Here is a 19,971-nt window from a genome sequence, read left to right as displayed (position 1 = left end):
CTACTAAATTGTAAAATCTTTATCGGCAAAATAGAGAAAACAGTTAGTCAGCAGCAGTTAATTTTGCGCTATCGATAAAGTTCATTCAGCACCTGCCGATAATCCCTTTGACCACGTACTGAGACGCAGTACGTAACATTCACTCAGAGCAAAGGAATTGAATATGGCTGTTATTAATACCAATATCATGTCTCTAACCACTCAAAATAACCTGAATAAATCACAATCGGCGTTGGGGACGGCAATTGAGCGCCTCTCTTCTGGGCTGCGTATTAATAGTGCTAAAGATGATGCTGCAGGGTCAGCAATTGCCAACCGTATGTCGTCTAACATTCGTGGGTTAACGCAGGCTTCGCGTAATGCAACGGATGGGATTTCACTGGCGCAGACCGCAGAGGGTGCGTTAAACGAAATGAACTCCAACTTACAGCGTATTCGTGAGCTGACAGTTCAAGCGAAAAATGGGACCAACAGTGCCGAAGACGTGAAATCAATTCAAGCAGAGGTCGACGCCCGTCTATCGGAAATTACCCGTATCGGTACCGCGACGACTTTTAACAACATCAAATTATTCGACAGCGATCAAAGCATCAATATTCAAGTAGGTGCGAATGATGACGCCGCAGCGAACGTGATCACTATCTCATTGACGGATGATGGTTTTAAATCCACCGCACTGGGTGCCGCCTTCTCTGTCAGTGGTGGTGGTGGTGCTGGCAGTACCGATGCTTCTCTTGCAGAGATCGATAAGCGTATCGCTTCAGTCGACTCCGCGCGCAGTAGCTTAGGTGCGATTCAAAACCGTTTCGAGTCAACCATCAATAACCTGAACACCACAGTTAACAACTTAAGCGCTTCACAATCTCGTATCCAAGATGCGGACTATGCGACAGAAGTTTCAAGCATGTCACGTGCGCAAATCCTGCAACAAGCGGGTACCTCTGTACTGGCAAAAGCGAACCAAGTCCCACAAACCGTTTTATCTCTGTTACAAGGCTAATAACGGCGGCATAACCCTAGCGGTATTGACGGCCCGACTCCCTAAGCGGACTCGGGCCGTTTTTCGTTTCTATGGTCGATTTCAAGCCGTTTTGCAGGAAGAAAATCTTCTCTTCAAGCTCATCGTAAAAGCATGTTTTTTTCCTGCGATAAGAAATGATTCCTAGCCTCGATAATATTCAGTATGAATAAATGGAAAAATAGGAACTGCACAGTGGAGTGTCTATATAATCAGGAAGGATTGCAGAGTGAAGCCATTGATTGGCCACGCTACCTACAGTTAGTTCGCCACGAGGCATTGCGGCTGCAGGTACGTTTGCCCGCCAGCGTCGATCTTGATGATTTAATACAAGCCGGGGCAATGGGATTGATGAATGCGATATCACGTTATGATGCTCAGCAAGGGACTGCGTTTACCACCTATGCAGCCCAGCGTATTCGGGGCGCAATGCTTGATGAATTACGCAATCTGGACTGGGCGCCACGTCGCGTACGCCGAGACGCGCGAAATGTTGCCGCGGCAATTGCCAAAATTGAGCAGCAAAGCGGCTGCCATGCAACAGAAGCAGAGATTGTCTCTGCCTTAAATATTAGCCGAGAAGAGTATCGCACCATTCTGATGGAGACAAATAATAGCCAACTGTTTTCATTAGATACGCTCTACGAGGACCATAGCGATGCGGCAGACCATTTATTCATCGCTACCGACGATCAAAATCCACTCGAGGCTCTGGTTGACCAGGATCTGCGTCAACAAATTATTGCGGCGATCGGGCTGCTTCCTGAACGAGAACAACAGGTACTCAGTTTATATTACCAAGATGAGTTGAATCTCAAAGAGATTGGAGCAGTGTTGGGGGTGGGTGAGTCTCGGGTCAGTCAAATTCACAGTCAAGCGATCAAAAGGCTCAGTAGTCGATTAAAGGGATAAGCAAGGCATGGGGACATGCCTTGCTGTGTTTTTATCGATTAACCAATCGTCATTAAGCTTGCATTGCCTCCGGCTGCTGCCGTATTGACGCTGACAGAGCGTTCGAATAAGAATCGCTCCAGCGCAATACTGGTTTCGCCTTGGTCATAGCCTTGAACGATAGCGATTGGCCCTGAACGTTCAGCCACTTGTTGGCATAACGCCGAGAGCTGATCAGTCACACCGTGGTAGATGACGGCATCATAGCGGTCGCTAATGGCTTTAGCCGAGAGATCGATACAGTTGCGTACTGCATCCGGCAGGGTAGCGAGTAGCTGACGGTGCTCGGCATCATCAGGCCAGAGTGCGCGACTGCCACAAGCGGTGACGGCGGCTAACTGAATCAGCCGATCTGAAGGCTGTTTAGCGATACAGAGCACGCGGGCACGCGGGAGTAATTGATAGGTATTACGTTCCCCTGTTGGGCCCGGGAGTAACGCGATACGATTCGACACCGTAGTATCGCGGTACATCTCACACGCCTGCGCAAGCACGCTATGCTCGTTCTGCTCAGCCCACAACTGTAAGGCGCTTACCGGGGCAACATCGGAAGGCTGATCCGCAGTAGAATGCAACGGTAATCGTGACAGTGTCACTTTTGAGGCGTTATTCGGCGCACTCGATAGCAGACGAGTGAGGTAGAGCGGTCCACCGGCCTTAGGCCCAGTACCGGATAATCCCTCACCACCAAAGGGTTGAACCCCGACGACGGCACCGACCATATTGCGGTTAACATAGAGGTTACCGGCATGCATTCGTTCAGTGGCCAAGCTGATGGTTTCATCGATGCGGCTGTGTACACCAAAGGTCAGTCCATAGCCTAATTGGTTAATCTCAGTCAGTAGGCGAGTGAGGTGCTTACTGTTGTAGCGCACCACATGTAATACCGGACCAAAGATTTCACGGGTGAGATCGGCTGCTGAATTAAGCTCGATCAGGGTCGGGCGAACGAAGGTGCCTTGTGACAGAATCTGCGCATCGCTTTCACCATGCCAGCTGAATTGGGTCACCTTAAAGCCACGCTGCCGCATATCGTCAATATGATTAACAATATTATCCCGTGCCTCTTCATCGATCACCGGGCCAATATCGGTGGTCAGCAATTCTGGATTACCGACACGATATTCTGCCATGGCTCCTCGTAACATTTTAAGCGTGTGGTCCGCGATATCTTCCTGTAAACACAGTAAACGTAATGCGGAGCAACGTTGGCCGGCACTATCAAAAGCGGAGGCCACAATATCGACCACGACTTGTTCAGTCAGCGCGGAGGAGTCGACCACCATCGCGTTAATCCCACCGGTCTCAGCGATAAGTGGGATCGGACGGCCTTGGGGATCGAGGCGTTTAGCCAGTTCGCGTTGTAGCAGGGTGGCAACCGCCGTCGACCCTGTAAACATCACCCCGCGTGTGCGCTTATCGGCCACCAGACGGGCACCCACCGTTTCCCCATCACCTGGGAGAAATTGCAGCACACCTTGCGGAATACCAGCTTCCAATAAGATCGATACAGCCTGATAAGCGATTAACGGCGTCTGTTCCGCCGGTTTAGCCAGCACAGTATTACCTGCTGCCAGTGCCGCAGCGACTTGACCGGTAAAGATTGCCAGCGGGAAGTTCCACGGGCTAATACAGACGATTGGGCCAAGAGGACGGTGGGTCTCATTATCAAAATCTTGGGTCACTTGGTCTGCGTAGTAGGTTAAAAAGTCAACCGCTTCACGCACTTCAGCAATGGCGTTGGCATAGGTTTTACCGGCTTCTCTTACCAGCAGCCCCATCAGTGTTTGTAATTGACCTTCCATTAACATCGCTGCGCGTTTTAGGATCGCTGCGCGCTCTTCAGACGGCGTTGCAAACCAGATCGCGCTGGCTTCATGACTCGCATCCAAGGCGAGATCGACTTGTGCTTCGCTGGCGTTAATGACTTCGCCAACAATATCGGTTAAGTAAGAGGGATTACGTACCGGTTGTCCGGCTGCGTGCTCACTCTCTACACCCAGCACGGGTTTAGCCACCCACGATTGCGAAGCAGTGGTGAGCAGGGCGCTGGATAGCGAGGCTAAACGATGTTCATTCGCCATATCCAAGCCTGAGGAGTTAGCACGGCTGCCATACAGTTCCCGTGGCAGAGGAATACGGGGATGCGGAAGCCCTACCTGTCCTTCCTCTCGAGTGAAGGTATTAATGGTTGCGACGGGGTCAACGATTAGATCTTCAACGCTTAACGATTTATCGGCGACGCGGTTAACAAAGGAGGTATTCGCCCCATTCTCTAACAGGCGACGGACTAAGTAAGCGAGTAAGGTTTCATGGGTACCCACCGGGGCATAGATCCGGCATGGTCGGTTGAGTTTCCCATCAGCCGTTTTACCGACGACTTGATCATAAAGTGGCTCACCCATGCCATGTAGGCATTGGAATTCGTATTGGCCAGGGTAGTAGTTATTGCCTGCCAACTGATAGATTGTCGCCAAGCTGTGGGCATTGTGTGTAGCGAATTGCGGATAAATCAGATTAGGTGCGGCTAACAGTTTTCTCGCACAGGCAATATAGGCGGCGTCGGTATACACTTTGCGAGTATAGACCGGATAATCTTCCAGACCTTCGACCTGCGCACGTTTAATTTCACTATCCCAGTATGCGCCTTTAACCAGACGGATCATAAGACGACGTTGGCTACGCGCGGCCAAATCAATCAGTTCATCAATCACAAAAGGACAGCGTTTTTGGTAAGCTTGAATAACAAAGCCAATTCCGTTCCAGCCAGACAGTGCGGGTTCAAAACAGAGCTTCTCAAGTAAATCTAACGACAGTTCAAGACGGTCAGCCTCTTCTGCATCGATATTGATGCCAATATCGTATTCGCGGGCAAGCAGCGTCAGGGACTTAAGAATAGGATACAGCTCTTCCATCACACGGTCATATTGGGCGCGTTGATAGCGCGGATGGAGGGCCGAAAGTTTAATGGAGATGCCCGGACCTTCATAAATACCGCGACCATTCGACGCTTTACCAATCGCATGAATCGCCTGTTGGTAAGAGTGCAGGTAGGCTTTAGCATCTTCGGCAGTGAGCGCGGCTTCACCGAGCATATCGTATGAGTAACGGAAGCCTTTATCTTCTAACTTACGGGCATTCGCTAAGGCTTCGGCAATGGATTCGCCGGTGACAAATTGTTCGCCCATCAGGCGCATCGCCATGTCGATCCCTTTACGGATCAGTGGTTCACCACTTTTCCCGATAATACGGTTGAGGGAACGCGACATATTGACTTCGTTGTGGGTTGACACCAATTTTCCGGTAACCAGCAATCCCCATGTCGCTGCATTGACGAACATGGAATTACTTTGACCAAGGTGCGCAGACCAATCACCATGGCTAATTTTGTCGCGGATAAGCGCATCACGCGTTGGTTTATCGGGGATCCGTAACAGGGCTTCGGCTAAGCACATTAATGCTACGCCTTCCTGAGAGGAGAGGGAGAACTCTTGCAAAAGACTCTGTACTAATCCGGAACGCCCGCCTTGGTTTTTCTGATTACGTAATTTCTCGCTTAAGTGCAGGGCTAGGGCATGGACTTTCTCTGCAACCTCTGGACTCACTTTCGCTTGTTCAAGCACCATCGGCACCATATCCACTTCTGGGCGACGCCATGCGGCAGTCACTGCAGAACGCTTGACGCTTTGTGGCAGGACATGCTCAGCAAACTCTAAGAAAGGCTGATAAGGCGTGGCGATATCGGCGGCATCTTGGGCAGACGGCTCAGTCGATGAGGCGGAAGCCGTCGGATAAATGGTTTCACCCGCTTCAACCTGTGCAAGCAGGTTAAAGATAGCCTGTTTGATTAGCCAGTGCGGTGTACGGTCTATTTTTACCGCAGCACGCTTAAGTCGTTCGCGGGTTTCATCATCAAGTTTTACGCCCATGGTGGTGTGTGCCATGCCAGTTCCTCATTAAAGAAGTCGATAAAAGGTTGCACCTTGACTATCTCTTGAGTTGCACCTTTAGCGCAACCCATTTGTAGTAAAAAAGTGAACAAAATTAAATAAATGATAATTACTAGTGGATTTATTCAAACTAAAAGCGGTTATAAGTGCGATTTAGTTCAAATAAAACGCTTTGTAGCATAAAAAAATTTGATCGAGATCCCTGTTTTGTAAAGAGTGAAGTGAAGCCTATCGCTTTTATGTTAAAAGTTTGTATTCGTTGCAACCAGCGGTGCAACTTTTATGATGTAAAAGATGGACGACAGCGATAAAAAAAGAATATCTTAATTAGGAAAACTCATTGATAATACTAATAAAATAGAGGATTAATCATGGTAAGCACTCCCTTATTAGTGACGTTCTGTATCTATATTGCAGGAATGTTACTTATCGGTTTTATGGCATGGCGCTCGACAAAAAACTTTGACGATTTCATCTTGGGTGGTCGCAGTCTGGGCAGTTTAGTGACCGCGTTATCGGCGGGCGCTTCAGATATGAGTGGCTGGTTATTAATGGGGCTACCTGGCGCCATTTTCTTATCGGGAATTTCGGAAAGTTGGATAGCGATTGGTTTAGTGCTCGGTGCTTGGGTTAACTGGAAAATTATCGCCGGCCGTCTACGGGTACAAACTGAGCATCACGGTAACGCCTTAACCCTGCCAGATTATTTCACTCATCGTTTTGAAGACCGCAGTAAAATCTTACGTGTTATTTCAGCGTTGATTATTCTGGTCTTTTTCACCATTTATTGTGCTTCAGGTATCGTTGCGGGGGCGAGACTCTTCGAAAGCACTTTCGGTATGGACTACACAACGGCCCTCTGGGCAGGTGCGGCCGCAACCATTGCGTATACCTTCTTAGGCGGGTTCTTGGCGGTCAGTTGGACCGATACCGTCCAAGCCAGTTTAATGATTTTCGCACTGATCCTTACACCAGTGATGGTAATAATGGCCGTGGGTGGCGTAGACAGTTCATTAGACGTTATTCGCCACATTGACCCACAGCGTTTAAATATCTTCAACAACCTTAGCGTAGTGGCGATTATCTCGTTACTCGGCTGGGGCTTGGGCTATTTCGGACAACCGCATATTTTAGCGCGTTTTATGGCTGCCGATTCCCACCGTACTATGCGTAGCGCACGTCGTATCGGCATGACTTGGATGATTCTTTGTTTAGGTGGCGCGGTGGCGGTCGGCTTCTTTGGCATTGCCTATTTTGCTGATAATCCCTCACAGGCAGCGGAGGTAAACGGTAACAGCGAGCGTATTTTTATTGAGCTAACGCGTATTCTGTTTAACCCTTGGATCGCCGGTATTTTACTTTCCGCTATTTTAGCGGCAGTGATGTCAACCTTAAGTTGCCAGCTGCTGGTGTGTTCCAGTGCGTTAACGGAAGACTTCTACAAGGGCTTCATCCGTAAAAATGCGGGTCAACGCGAGAAAGTATGGGTAGGGCGTTTAATGGTGCTTATCGTTGCGCTGATTGCGATAGCGTTAGCCAGCAATCCAGAAAATAAGGTACTGGGCTTAGTCAGTTATGCTTGGGCCGGTTTCGGCGCGGCATTTGGGCCGGTGATCCTGCTTAGCGTGTGCTGGTCAGGGATGAGCCGTAACGGGGCCTTGGTCGGTATGATTGTCGGAACGTTAACGGTCATCATCTGGAAACAGTTTGCGTGGTTTGGTTTGTACGAAATTATCCCTGGCTTCCTGTTCGCGACAGTGGCGATCGTCTTGGTCAGTCTCTGCGGAAAAGGGCCTTCACAACAGGTGCGTGATCGCTTCCAACAGGCCAATCAAGAGTACCTGCAATAACGGGGAATGGTTCTCAGGTGCGATTGATTGCGGCAGATAAGTGACGACGCGCTTATCTGCCGCGTTACGCTTTAGCTAAAAAGCGCTGCACCGATATAACTGCCTTCTTTTGCGGCAGGCGGCACAAAGAATAGTCCGCTACCAATATGCGAGATATATTCATTTAGGGCATCGGAAGCCCCTAATTTACGCTGCAAGGTTTCGAAATGGGCAGGGTCATTCTGGTAACTGATAAACAGTAATCCCGCATCGAGTTGCCCATACGGATTTAACCCATCGGTGTAGTTATAAGACCGCCGTAAAATCCTCACTCCCTGATTATTTTCATGTGCGGCTAAGCGAATATGCGCGGTAGCCGGTATCACTAATTCGCCCTCGCTATCGTGTTTGTGAAAGTCAGGCGGATCAAATTCATGGGTGCCTGACAGCGGCGCACCAGAGAGTTTATGGCGACCAAAGACCTGATTTTGATCGCTAACGCGATCGGTATCCCAGTTCTCAATGTTCATCTTAATTTTACGCACCACTTGGTAACTGCCTTCTTGCTGCCAAGCGGGGCCATCTTTAATCCATACATGTTGAGAAAACTCAGCGGCCTCAACTAAGTTACGGGTACCGTCTTTAAAACCAAATAAATTGCGTGGGGTCTCCTGGCCTTTGCCTGCGGAGGCCCGACCAAAGCCCATTACGGTCCAGCGAGTTTGGGCGGTTCCTGTGCTTTTGGCAATGCGGGCTAAGACGCGAATAGCATGGTAGGCCACTTGCGGATCATCGGCGCAGGCTTGCAGAGAGAGATCGCCGCCAGTCAATTCTGGTTGCAGATTATCACTGGGCAATGCCGCCAGCGGCCGTAAGTGTGGGGGGCATTTTGCGGCAAGGCCGTAAGTATCGGTAAAGAGCGAGGGGCCCATACCAATGGTGACGGTTAAGGACGCGGGGTCTAACCCCACCGCCTCGCCGGTATCCGTACCAACACTGCCTACTCTCGAGGGCTCGACGGTACCGACGGCTGCACCCTGAACCAATTGAGCGATGGCCGCCGACCAGCGGGCGAGCAATATTTGCAGCGCTTGCTGAGTGGGCGTCGTCATATCAAAAGTCATAAACATAATATGACGTTGCGGCGGTGTCGTAACGCCGGCTTGCCCATGGTCACCATAAAATGGCCACTGATGGGAGAGGTCGATATTATCCTTCTCGCTGGCCTCTGCGGCAGAGGCCAGTGTTGGGGAGAGGGCAGGAAGCGTTAGCGCGCTGGCTAACGATCCTTTTAACATATTTCGACGCGAGACGAGGCCATGGGCAAATCGTGGCTTATCGTGACGACTCATTACTTAGGCTCCAGCGTGTGTAGCGACTTTCTCAGCGATATGGGAAAGCGGCTCTTGTAAGGCTTGTATTGCACGGCTTAATTTCGCCGCGTTTTCTGCTTTCAGCGACTGAGTGTAAGGGCGATAACCGCCTAAACTTTTACTGTCACGGTACTGATCAAGCAATTTGCGCACCGCACTAAATTGTTCGCTGACCTGTTGGGTCAGTGCCGGGTCGATTTTTGCTAAGCCAGGCTGTAAGTAGGCGAAGGCTTGCATCGCCCCTTCGACGTTGCCTGCAAAGTCGACCAAATCGATATGGCTGTAAGCTTCTTCCTCACCATTAATTTTGGTATTTTGCACCTCTTCAAGCAGGTCTGCGGCACCGTTGGCTAAATCTTCAGGTTTATAGGTGAGACCTTTGACTTGTTTATTTAATTCTGCAACGTGCGTGACTAAACCTTGGGCAGTTTGCTTGGTTTTCTTATCAATCTTGCCTTTCTCGAACAGGTCGCGCTCAATAGCATGGAAGCCATGCCAGCCGACTGCTGGGTCGAGGTTCGACGCACGCATATCAATGAGATAGTCTAGGTTGCCGGCATTATCCGTCGCTTTGTAGCCAGGAAGTAAGAAGCCGTCGACATCAGATTCAATCCGTTCGTAGAAAGGGCGAGCCTGCGCGTAGGCGATTTTTGCTTGCTCCAGCTGACCCGCATTGATGGCCGTTTGCAGTTTCGCGACGGCGCTGACCATGCCAGCAACGGTACCTTCTACATAGCGACCGTAACCGTCTGTCCCCTGTTTTAATAGGGCGCTGATGCTATCGGCGGATTGTGCGCTACGCTGGCCGTTCACGGTAAAGTCGACTAATTCTTTCGCTGCGCCAGGGCAGTAAAGCTGATAATTGCCACCCTCGAGGTTAAGGGTAAATTTCACCGCCGGTAGGCCGGGCGCGAGGTTTTCTTTTTCACCCAAAATACGGTTGTTACTTAGCAGTTCGATCTCAGTAATTGCGGTGGCAGTTTTATTCACGATGTTAAAGGTGACGGGTCCTGCCTTGACCTGATTCGTATCGAGTTGACATTGTCCGCCGTTATCGCCCGTTAAGGTAATATTGACTTGCGTGACGTCGGGCGTTGTGGCGGCATGCGAGGCGCCTACAGTCAGTAAGAAGAACGCAAGGGTACTCAATTTTAGAGCGGGGCGGCGTAATAATTGCTGTTTCATCATAGTCGTTATCTCATTATGTTTTGAGCGTTATGGTGTGATCTTTTTTTTGCTGCGGACGCTCAGCGCGAGTGCACCGAGGCTCATTACCACTAAAACGATAGGTAACTTATGCTGCAGGAAATCGTAGACGTTTTCTGTCTCTTGATAAGCAGCTAATGCTTGGTTTGCGTGACGTTGCCAGACTGCACTTGTCTGCCATGGGCAGCCTACGACAGTGGGGGATAGCGTCACACTTAGCAGTCTTGGCGATGATAAGCCACTGCCACTTAAGGTTAACAGGCTATTGGCGGTGCTGTGTGCCGCGATAATTTCTCCCTGCTGCACGGTAAGCGTGATCTGACAACTCAACTGCCACTGGCTTTGATAGGGACCAGGGTGCTGTTGAGGATGCAACCCAGGGGGAACGCGTTGGTGATAAAGTGCAATGACTTGATCCAGCGAGAGTTGAGTCGGGGCATCAGGCCATTGAGCTTTAAGCGTGACGGTGTGTTCATCCGGTACGGGCGCGACAGCGGCGGTGCTAAAGGGCATAAAGCGCGTAGACTGACCGGTAAGGGTTAACTCGAGGCCGTCGGCAGTGCGTACCAAGGTGCCGATAGGCACTTCGCTGTCATCTTGTGGCGTGACCAGCGGCAGAGACTGCGCTAAGTGGAACGCGGGAGGTGAAAGTAATTTGGCACAGATTACTGCGCCGACCAGTGTGACGAGACTTAGGCTCTGCAACAGGCGGTAAGCGACCCTCGGACTTGGCTGATAGCGTTGTGGCCAAGCCAAAATTAACACGAATAGAACGAGATAGCTTAGCCAGCCTAGTAGCTCTGCAGTGCGTGGGTCGGCAGGGATTCCCAGTACGCCGGTGATGAGTGCGGCACGGACCGAGCCTGCTGGCAGTAACCAATAGAGGTCCAACACCTTATGTTGGCCGATCAATAGCCAACCCGCTTCGTGAGCACTGCGCAGGGCAGAGACCACTAGCCCAGCAGCCACGACGACCAAGAAAATACCGGTTATTTTAAAGAAACGACCGAGATTAAGACGTATACCGCCACGATATATTCCCCAACCGATCATTAGCGCCAGTAACAGGCCAACCACTGCGCCAACAGTCGCCCAGATCGATGATTGCGCGGCGGAGAAAGTCGCTAACATAAAGACGCTGGTTTCGAAACCCTCTTTGAGCACGGCTAGAAAAGCCATGGTCGGTAGTGCCCAGCGGCTCGATTGGCGCAAGGCTAGGCTTGCCTCGCTCTCAAGTTGATATTTCAGTTGTGGTGCATGGTGCTGCATCCACATAATCATACTGCTGACGAAGATCACCGCAATGGCGCCGATTATTGCCTCCATCGCCTCTTGTTCGGCTTGGGGTAAAGCGCGTTCAGTTAGACTGAGTCCGACGCCTACTGCTAGGGAAAGTAATACGGCAGCGAAGACACCCCACCACATGGGGACTAGTGATTGCTGATTTTTTCGTAAAAAGGTCGCGATAATACTGACGATTAGAACAGCTTCTAATCCTTCACGTAACGCGATGACCAAGGTGGCTAGCACGGTCACTGTCTCTAAGTAAATTAATGTAAATAGGAATGGTTAGTAATATCATTTCTATTTAGTTCTGTAAAAGCATTCCAAGCTGTTATATGACCCGCCAACAGGATTTTTCGTATCAGAATATGTCGTTAGCTGGCGGGTGAGGCCGCTTTGCGTAAGGTTACTGAGTAGCGTGGGCGCGCGTAAGTGTTTCCTCGCTTGGCGATGCGTCGATGGGCTGTAAGCAGGAAAGATATTTTGCACTGGATTGCCTGACGATATCGTCTCCCCGCTGCAGAATATTTTGCCCGTTAAAGGCCCCATAGATTTTGGCAAAGCGTAACGGGGCTAATCGATCCCTTATCGAGCAAACGCTCTGGGCGGGGAGTGGTAACAGGTTAGGATAGCTCCACATAAAAGAGACTGCATCGGCACCGGGCGTAACCTGAATAATATCCCCCGCTAAGAGTACTCCCTCTTCTGTCGACCAATGTAAGACGCTTCCTCCCGCAAAGTGCCCACCTAAACGGATTAAGCGTATCTGTGAGGTTAACGATAAGCTCTCTCCCCTCACAGTTTTATTGCAGGGGAGCGGCGCATAATTCATTGCTGATCATCGCTATGGAGATAAATTGGGGCGTTAAATTCAGCGGCCCAATCTTGCATAGTGGTGTAGTAGTGGGGATGCGATAAGGCGATGGCGGTTAAGCCGCCTAAAGCATGGATTAAGGTTTTAGTGGCCTCATCAAGACAGGCAATACAATCCCATAAGATATTGCCCTCAGGGGTTTGGATAATAAACGCGCGCTGGCCGATAGCAAACTCCGGAATAGTTTGTAGGCTAAAGAGTTGGGGTTGGTGCTGGGTCCAGTGGTTACAATGGGTTGTGGTAAGCAAGTCACGTTCTATCCACTGTTGGCCTTTCACCGGCACGTATTGGCGTTCATCGAGGCAGATTTTACAGTGATCGGGTGCAGCCGCGTCGACAGCATAAGAAGTCCCACAAGCAGTACATAAGGTAATCATTAACATCTCCCATTGAGCTTATAGCGTAAACATATTAAGGGTATTTTTGTTAATGACTTGTTATTTAGAGCGCAATGAGTGTCAAGATCAAAACCGGATACCGCCAAGTGACCTAATCCAGCAAGGGAGACAAAAAAATCCCGCCATCAGCGGGATTGAGAGGGTTATTTTTCCCAGTCTTGACGTTGTTGAGTTTTAATGATTTCAACAAACTCTTCTGGAAAGACATTTCTGAATTTTGCATGACTATCGATAATGACATCACACATTGCTGAAATATCTTGGTTTTCGTCGTATTGAGGCAGGTCAAAAGTTAAATCACTATGGTCCACATGGTTTTCTTGAAGTGAAGACCAGTTTTTGGATGCTTCCATAATTCTGTCGTTAAACCCGGTCAGATAGGGACCCGGATTGATGGTTGAAACGCTGATGCCGAATTCGTTTAATTCAGATTTAAAGGATTCAGCAACCGCTTCTAATGCATGTTTTGATGCGCAATAGGCTCCGGCGAGTTCAGGGGTCATTAATCCCCCAATAGAGGAAATAAACACGATCCGACCGGTTGATTTTCTTTTAATTAAACTGTCAGCAAAGCGTTTCGCGACTTCCGTGGTTGCGAAGAAGTTCACCTCAAATTGCTTTCTGAGAATCGTCTGCGGCATATCGATCAGTGCACCGCCTTCACCAATACCCGCGTTATTGACCAGAATATCCGCCTGCTGCGCAATGGCATAATCAATATCAGCGGAATCACAAATATCGACCTTTATCACATTGATGGATAAGTTATTTTTTGAGGCTTCTTCTCTTAAGGGGCGCATTTGACTTGGCGATTCGACTGCTGCGATAACGTCATAGCCTCGTTTAGCAAGTTCAAATGAAAATAATTTCCCAAATCCACTTCCTGCACCCGTTATTAGAACCTTCTTCATTGTGACCTCCTATAATTGGGATAAGATATTCAGCGCGATCGCTTTATCAAGATGGGGATTATTGGTCGACACCCCAACACAATAACGCTCGCCAGAAGTGTTCTGGCTAATGACACCACCTGCGAGAAAGCAGTATTCCTCACAAAGTAGATTTTGTTGACCGATGGTGATTAACGACTGATAGATCACATCGCTATCAAGAGTAAATTTATACGCCGTCTCTGCTTTCTTAATACTTAATGTAAAACTGGCTCTCGCAACGTCACCCGATTTTAGACAGGCGATAACCTCGCCTTGTGCATTGATCACGGTGACATACAGTCCTACGTTATAGTCTTTGGCGAGAGCATGAATACCCGTGACGATTTCTGCCGTTATCTGTTTCATCGTTATCCTCCAGCGTCTCTTACGCATTGGGACCGGTTCGTGGTCGGCCAACTAATAAAAATATAGCTTATTAAATTATAAGTTATAGTATGATAAGTTAAAATATAATAAGTTATTTATTATTTTATTTATATTCAATGCGTTAATATGAATTTTTTCTTTATCTAATGGCTAAGTGGGTATTTTCGCGCTCGGCAAGGCAGAGCTTCATCGGCCAGCCCGGGGGGGAATAGAGGGCAGTGGTTCAGGACGAATGAAGTGATTATCACAAAAATGTCATTTTTGAGTGATAAATGTAATAAGTGTTGATTTGTACTATAGTTTATGAACATGATGAGCAGGCAACATCGTTCTATCATAACAACCGTTGGGAGATCGCGAATGAGACGACCTGGGTCAGTGGGTAAACGACTTCTTTCACACTGTGCACCCTGTTGTGCCATGCATTTCTCCTATTCCTCTCCTCTCACCGCGATCTATTCGCTTATACCGCTATCTTGCGACAATGTACGTCAACGACTTCTAATCTCAGGCAGTAAGGCTCATAAGGAAGCTAACCTCTAAAGCGTTCAACTATACGTCGCCATCGGGCAGACGGTAACTGAAACCAACAGTAAGGTGCCATCATGGGAAGACAAAAAGCAGTAGTCAAAGCACGTCGTGAAGCAAAACGCGTCCTTCGTAGTGATGCGCGGAGTCATCGTTCACGCGAAGAAGAATCAGTCTCCTCCTTGGTTCATATGAGTGGTCTTGATGCAATCGGTATGGCGCGAGATGTCCGTGACCGTCAACCGATCGTTGCACGTAATGCGTCACAAGCCCATTATTTGCAGGAAATCACCACAAAATCATTGATTTTCGCTACAGGCGAAGCGGGGTGTGGTAAAACTTGGATCAGTACCGCTAAAGCCGCAGAAGCCTTAATTAACAAAGATATTGAGCGGATCATTGTGACTCGCCCAGTGTTACAAGCCGATGAAGACTTGGGTTTCCTCCCTGGCGACATTTCTGAAAAATTTGCTCCTTACTTCCGCCCGGTCTATGACGTATTAGTCAAACGCTTGGGGTCCTCCTTTATGCACTACTGTTTACGCCCTGAAATTGCGAAAGTTGAAATTGCACCTTTCGCTTATATGCGGGGCAGAACCTTTGAGAATGCTTTCGTTATTCTTGATGAAGCGCAGAACGTTACCGCCTCACAAATGAAAATGTTCCTCACTCGCTTAGGGGAAAATGTGACCGTGATCGTTAACGGTGATATTACCCAATGTGACCTACCAGCAGGTGTTAAATCCGGGCTTGCTGATGCGATGCAGCGTTTTTATGATGACGATGTTGTCGGGGTGGTACGCTTTGGTGCTGAAGACTGTGTTCGCTCAGAACTCTGTCAACGCACACTGCTTGCCTATCAATAATCAGTTGTGCCATACAACCGCCCAGTAGGGCGGTTTTTTTATTTATCGTTATTGAGGGAGAAGCATGAGCATAAGGATTAGAAGGGCGCGGGGCGACGAGGCCGAGTTATGTTGGCGTATTCGTAATCTAGCGATCATCGCACAGTGCCAAGCTTGCTATCCTTTATCCGCCATTCGCGCGTGGACGCCAGAAAAAATGCCTGGTGGTTACCGGCAGGCTATCCTGCACAATCCCTTTTATGTTGCAGAAAATGTGCAACATCAGCTCCTGGCGACCGGGTATCTAGATATCGAGACGCAGCGTGTTGAGGCGATGTTTACCTTACCTGAAGCCATGCGGCAGGGGATCGCGGCGCGTATCATGACTTGCATTAAACAAGAGGCGCTGGCGCGAGGCATAAACGCCCTCGCACTTTCTTCACCCCCTAATGCTCAGGGGTTTTATCTTAAACAGGGGTTTCAATGCGTGCGTAATGATACCCACTATTCGCCTGCTGCCGATTATACATTTGACTGCATCGAGATGCTTTACCGGCCGCAGTAAGCTATTCAAGGAATCAGTATGTCGTTACTGACCCAATTAGGCATTCGTTATCCGATTTTTTTAGCACCGATGGCTGGTGTGACCACTCCCTTACTAGCCAGTCAGGTTTCTGAGGCGGGCGGGCTTGGTGCTTTAGGGTTAGGCGCTTGTGATGCTTTTCAGGCTGAGGCCGCGATCAGGGCAACACAACAGCTGACAAGCCAGCCTTTTCAGGTCAATTTCTTCTGCCATCGTTCCACGCCGTTGGACCCGGTTAAAAGTCGGGCATGGTGCGAGTACCTCTCAGCGCATTTTACGCAATTTGGACAGGCTGTTCCTACACAACTTCTCGCCCCTTATACTTCCTTTACTGACTCACCTGAGTTACTCGAGGTTATCCTCGCCACCCGCCCGGCCGTCGTCAGTTTTCACTTTGGTTTACCGCCTAAGTTTATCCTGCAAGCCTTACAGCATGCGAAGATTCCTTACTGGGTGAGTGTCACACGACTCAGTGAGGCGCTTTATGCCCAACAGCAGGGGTGTTCAGCGATCATTGCGCAAGGGGTTGAAGCGGGCGGGCACCGTGCGACGTTCGACCCACTGTGTGATGCGGGACTGAGTACAGAGGGATTATTACAGCAGTTAGCGCCGCACATCTCGCTACCGATTATTAGTGCGGGGGGCGTGATGACGGGCGGGCAAATTACTCAGCTGTTAACGCAAGGGGCGAGCGCTGCACAATTGGGAACCGCCTTTATTACTTGCCAGGAGTCTGCCGCCAGCGATCAGCTAAGACAACGTTTATTCATGGCGAAAGGTACGCAAATTACCGATGTGATTTCTGGGCGGCCCGCCCGTGGGGTTATGGGACGTTGGCAGCAAGAGATCGATCACCCGTTACGCCCAGCACATGCCGACTATCCTTATAGTTACGCTCTAGCCAAGCAGTTGGATAAGGTCGCCAGTGCGCAAGGCGTTACCGATTACCAAGTCTGTTGGGCGGGCACGGGGGTAACGGCATTACGGCCCTTGGATGCGCTCCCCTTAATGCAAACGCTTATTGCTGAACTCAATTAGGCCTCTTACTTTACCCAGGGTAAGTCTTGGTAACGGGTGGTGTAAGCGGGGGATAATTTTTCTCGCTTCATCGCCCAAGGTTTCTGAATTCCTTGTCCTGCAAACCAAATCGTTCCTCTACCACGTTGATTGATCCCATCAACAACTTGCATTAGTGCATCGCTATTTGCGTGAGGGGCTAGTGGGTCAAAAAGATTAAGCTGCGCGACACCGTGCTGAAAAAAATCACCTAAGATAATCCCTGCCTTCATATAGCGAGGCCCCTCCCGCCAAATTTGGTCAAGTAAATAGAGCGCTAGCCGCACGATATCGCGCGTATCTTGGGAAGGGGTAAGGAGTTGACCGGTGAGTTGATTGGCATAATAGACTTCGCCCACAGCATGTGGGCTGGTACGGATAAAGACGCCTACCTGGCGGCAATACTGTTTTTCACCGCGTAATTTTTCGGCAGCCCGTACCGCATAATTACAGACTGCCTCACGCATCTGCACGTAGTCAGTGATGCGCTGGGAAAATGAGCGGGAACAGAGGATCTGCTGCTTGACTGGCGCAAACTCTTCTAGGGCCAAACAGGGCTCGCCGCGCAGTTCGCGCACTGTCCGTTCAACAATGACCGAGAAAGATTTACGGATAAACTGGGTGTCTTGTTGGGCAAGATCCGCGGCAGTATAAATGCCGAGCTGTGCGAGTTTTTTACTGAGCCGACGGCCAATGCCCCAGACTTCCTCTACCGGCACCAGCGGCAGCAATTTGTTTTGCCGTTGTGGCGAAGAGAGATCAACCACACCTGCAGTTTTAACCCATTTCTTCGCGGCATAATTGGCGAGTTTTGCCAAGGTCTTGGTGGGGGCAATGCCGACACCTACCATCAGGTGTGCTTCATTTTTGATGCGCTGGCGTACCTGCTGACCATACTGTTCCAGCGAGCAACATGCCGCCATACCGGTAAGGTTAAGAAAAGCCTCATCGATTGAATAGATTTCGACATGTGGGGCCATCTCTTCGAGGAGTGTCATCACGCGATGGCTCATGTCCGCGTATAAGGCGTAATTGGAGCTAAAGACCGCTATTTTTTGTGGGAAACTTTGCTGTGTCAGTTTGAAATAGGGTTCTCCCATCCGAATATTCAGCGCTTTGGCTTCCGCGGAGCGAGCGATAACACAGCCATCATTGTTACTTAGCACCACCACCGGCTTACCGCGGAGATCGGGACGAAAGATCGTTTCGCAGGAAGCGTAGAACGCGTTGACATCCACTAACGCAAACATTAGGGATTCAGCGTTTTGATAACATGCTTTACGACACCAAAAATCTCGAATTGGTCGGCATCATCGATAGGAATGGCGGCGTAGGCGGAGTTTAATGGTAAGAGGTGCAGGGTGGGCTTTAGCATCAGTTGCTTGACAGTAAACTCTCCCGCTAAGGAGGCAACGATAATATCGCCTTGCTTAGCGGTTAATGCACTGTCGACCACCAGCATATCTCCTTCACTAATCCCGCCATCAATCATCGAGTCACCGCTCACTTTGACAAAGTAGGTTGCGCTGGGATGGCTGATAAGAAGTTGGTTGAGGTCAATTCGTTGCTCAACATAGTCCAGAGCAGGGGAGGGAAAGCCGCAAGGAATACGACTAATAAATAAAGGGAGCTCAAGGAGCGCACGAATACGTGCAGGTTGATAACATAGCATTGTCATCTCTCAGATTAATACTGTAAATATATACAGTATCGGTGTTTTGCTGAAAGGTGCAAGACCCAATCGTACAGATTTCGGTAACGTTATGATGAGAATGAATATTTAGGCGATCTCGGATGCAGAGGGAAAAATACAGACAAAAAAAAACCCAGCGCGAGTAGCACTGGGTTTAGTCATTAGCATGGAAGTGCTAATGGAGAAAAGAGTCATCGTCACTCTTTTACAGAGTATGGCGGTGAGGGAGGGATTCGAACCCTCGATACGTTGCCGTATACACACTTTCCAGGCGTGCTCCTTCAGCCACTCGGACACCTCACCAAATTGTTTGTTACGCTTTGCAGCGCTAACGGGGCGCTACTATAGGGAGTCGCCCCGCAGCGGTCAAGTACTATTTCACGCTTTTTACTTATCCGCTCAAGAGCTGAGCGACTCGGCGGAATGTCGTGCTTTTTCAGCTTAATCCTTAACCCGATCTGCAAATTTCTTGCGTAACTTCTGTAGTTTAGGTGGGATCACCGCCATACAGAAACCATTGTTTGCCCCAACGCGATCCCAATAATCTTGGTGATAATCTTCAGCAGGGTACCACACCGTAAAGGTTTCAATCGTCGTAACGATAGGTTGCGAGTGATCCTGCTGGGCGAGTTCGATCGCCTGTTCAGCGGTCTGCCGTTGTGCGGCATCCAGCGGAAAAATAGCGGAACGGTATTGTGTACCGATATCGTTACCTTGGCGATTAAGCTGGGTCGGATCGTGGGTCGCGAAACTCACTGCGAGGAGATCGGCATAGCTAATCTGCTCGGGATCAAACCCAATACGTATCGCCTCGGCATGGCCAGTCGACCCGCTACAGACTTGTTCATACGTTGGATCTGCTGATGCGCCGCCGGTATAACCACTTTCGACAGACGATACCCCTTTCAAGCTTTGAAAGACGGCTTCCGTACACCAAAAACAGCCGCCTGCAATGATTGCATATTCAGTTGCCATATAGACCTCATAATTAACGTCATTTTTCACGTCCCTAGAGTAGCGGAATGTGTTCACGGTGACCATGAGCAGATTGTGCAGTCGGAGCA

The 19,971-nt window shown here is 49.5% G+C and carries 15 protein-coding genes, 1 tRNA gene and 1 pseudogene; 6 read left to right on the top strand and 11 right to left on the bottom strand.

Features of this window, described 5'->3' with window-relative positions:
- Positions 1-163 precede the first annotated feature (163 nt).
- Complete coding sequence (locus HGT71_RS02655) at positions 164-1,000, top strand: flagellin N-terminal helical domain-containing protein (RefSeq protein WP_214216418.1); 837 nt, start codon at positions 164-166, stop codon at positions 998-1,000.
- Between the two features lie 213 nt (positions 1,001-1,213).
- On the top strand, positions 1,214-1,930 hold the full coding sequence (locus HGT71_RS02650) for an RNA polymerase sigma factor FliA (RefSeq protein ID WP_241595028.1): 717 nt from the start codon (positions 1,214-1,216) through the stop codon (positions 1,928-1,930).
- 38 nt (positions 1,931-1,968) lie between these two features.
- Here HGT71_RS02650 and putA read toward each other — a convergent pair whose 3' ends face one another.
- Complete coding sequence (gene putA, locus HGT71_RS02645; RefSeq protein ID WP_425328662.1) at positions 1,969-5,898, bottom strand: trifunctional transcriptional regulator/proline dehydrogenase/L-glutamate gamma-semialdehyde dehydrogenase; 3,930 nt, start codon at positions 5,896-5,898, stop codon at positions 1,969-1,971.
- A gap of 389 nt (positions 5,899-6,287) precedes the next feature.
- Between putA and putP the strand changes: the two genes are divergently transcribed.
- Positions 6,288-7,769, top strand: coding sequence for a sodium/proline symporter PutP (gene putP / locus HGT71_RS02640; protein ID WP_214216524.1), 1,482 nt, complete (start codon positions 6,288-6,290; stop codon positions 7,767-7,769).
- 71 nt (positions 7,770-7,840) lie between these two features.
- Here putP and efeB read toward each other — a convergent pair whose 3' ends face one another.
- The 6 genes and pseudogenes from efeB to HGT71_RS02610 all read right to left on the bottom strand — a co-directional run bounded on the left by efeB (position 7,841) and on the right by HGT71_RS02610 (position 14,181).
- Entirely contained in the window at positions 7,841-9,100 is a 1,260-nt protein-coding gene (gene efeB, locus HGT71_RS02635; protein WP_214216413.1) for an iron uptake transporter deferrochelatase/peroxidase subunit, read from the bottom strand.
- A gap of 3 nt (positions 9,101-9,103) precedes the next feature.
- Positions 9,104-10,309 (bottom strand): iron uptake system protein EfeO, encoded by a 1,206-nt coding sequence (efeO, locus tag HGT71_RS02630; protein ID WP_214216412.1) that lies wholly within the window; start codon positions 10,307-10,309, stop codon positions 9,104-9,106.
- Positions 10,310-10,336: 27 nt separating this feature from the next.
- On the bottom strand, positions 10,337-11,863 hold the full coding sequence (efeU, locus tag HGT71_RS02625; protein ID WP_214216411.1) for an iron uptake transporter permease EfeU: 1,527 nt from the start codon (positions 11,861-11,863) through the stop codon (positions 10,337-10,339).
- A 154-nt stretch (positions 11,864-12,017) separates the two neighbouring features.
- Positions 12,018-12,862 (bottom strand): annotated as a pseudogene (locus HGT71_RS02620) (MBL fold metallo-hydrolase).
- Between the two features lie 164 nt (positions 12,863-13,026).
- Positions 13,027-13,794 carry an SDR family oxidoreductase gene (locus tag HGT71_RS02615; RefSeq protein ID WP_214216410.1) on the bottom strand — a complete coding sequence of 256 codons (768 nt, stop codon included), beginning with the start codon at positions 13,792-13,794 and terminating at the stop codon, positions 13,027-13,029.
- 9 nt (positions 13,795-13,803) lie between these two features.
- Positions 13,804-14,181: a heme-binding protein gene (locus HGT71_RS02610; protein WP_214216409.1), complete on the bottom strand. Its 378-nt coding sequence runs from the start codon at positions 14,179-14,181 to the stop codon at positions 13,804-13,806.
- 626 nt (positions 14,182-14,807) lie between these two features.
- On the opposite strand from HGT71_RS02610, the gene phoH reads away from it, so the two are divergent.
- From phoH to HGT71_RS02595, 3 genes are all read left to right on the top strand, one after another.
- Positions 14,808-15,596: a phosphate starvation-inducible protein PhoH gene (phoH, locus tag HGT71_RS02605; RefSeq protein ID WP_214216407.1), complete on the top strand. Its 789-nt coding sequence runs from the start codon at positions 14,808-14,810 to the stop codon at positions 15,594-15,596.
- Between the two features lie 64 nt (positions 15,597-15,660).
- On the top strand, positions 15,661-16,140 hold the full coding sequence (locus HGT71_RS02600) for a GNAT family N-acetyltransferase (RefSeq protein WP_214216406.1): 480 nt from the start codon (positions 15,661-15,663) through the stop codon (positions 16,138-16,140).
- A gap of 18 nt (positions 16,141-16,158) precedes the next feature.
- Positions 16,159-17,196 (top strand): NAD(P)H-dependent flavin oxidoreductase, encoded by a 1,038-nt coding sequence (locus HGT71_RS02595; RefSeq protein WP_214216404.1) that lies wholly within the window; start codon positions 16,159-16,161, stop codon positions 17,194-17,196.
- 5 nt (positions 17,197-17,201) lie between these two features.
- Here HGT71_RS02595 and umuC read toward each other — a convergent pair whose 3' ends face one another.
- From umuC to msrA, 4 genes are all read right to left on the bottom strand, one after another.
- On the bottom strand, positions 17,202-18,464 hold the full coding sequence (gene umuC / locus HGT71_RS02590; RefSeq protein ID WP_214216403.1) for a translesion error-prone DNA polymerase V subunit UmuC: 1,263 nt from the start codon (positions 18,462-18,464) through the stop codon (positions 17,202-17,204).
- Complete coding sequence (gene umuD / locus HGT71_RS02585; RefSeq protein ID WP_214216401.1) at positions 18,464-18,886, bottom strand: translesion error-prone DNA polymerase V autoproteolytic subunit; 423 nt, start codon at positions 18,884-18,886, stop codon at positions 18,464-18,466. Before umuD ends, umuC begins: the two co-directional genes overlap by 1 nt.
- A gap of 236 nt (positions 18,887-19,122) precedes the next feature.
- Positions 19,123-19,210 (bottom strand) — tRNA-Ser (locus tag HGT71_RS02580).
- A 138-nt stretch (positions 19,211-19,348) separates the two neighbouring features.
- Positions 19,349-19,882, bottom strand: a complete 534-nt coding sequence (gene msrA, locus HGT71_RS02575; RefSeq protein WP_214216399.1) for a peptide-methionine (S)-S-oxide reductase MsrA — start codon at positions 19,880-19,882, stop codon at positions 19,349-19,351.
- Positions 19,883-19,971: the final 89 nt, after the last annotated feature.

This window comes from Rosenbergiella epipactidis (genome assembly GCF_018494055.1).
Classification (GTDB): Bacteria; Pseudomonadota; Gammaproteobacteria; order Enterobacterales; family Enterobacteriaceae; genus Rosenbergiella; species Rosenbergiella epipactidis.
Note: the sequence above shows the minus strand (reverse complement) of the source record. Positions and strands in the feature narration are given on the sequence as shown.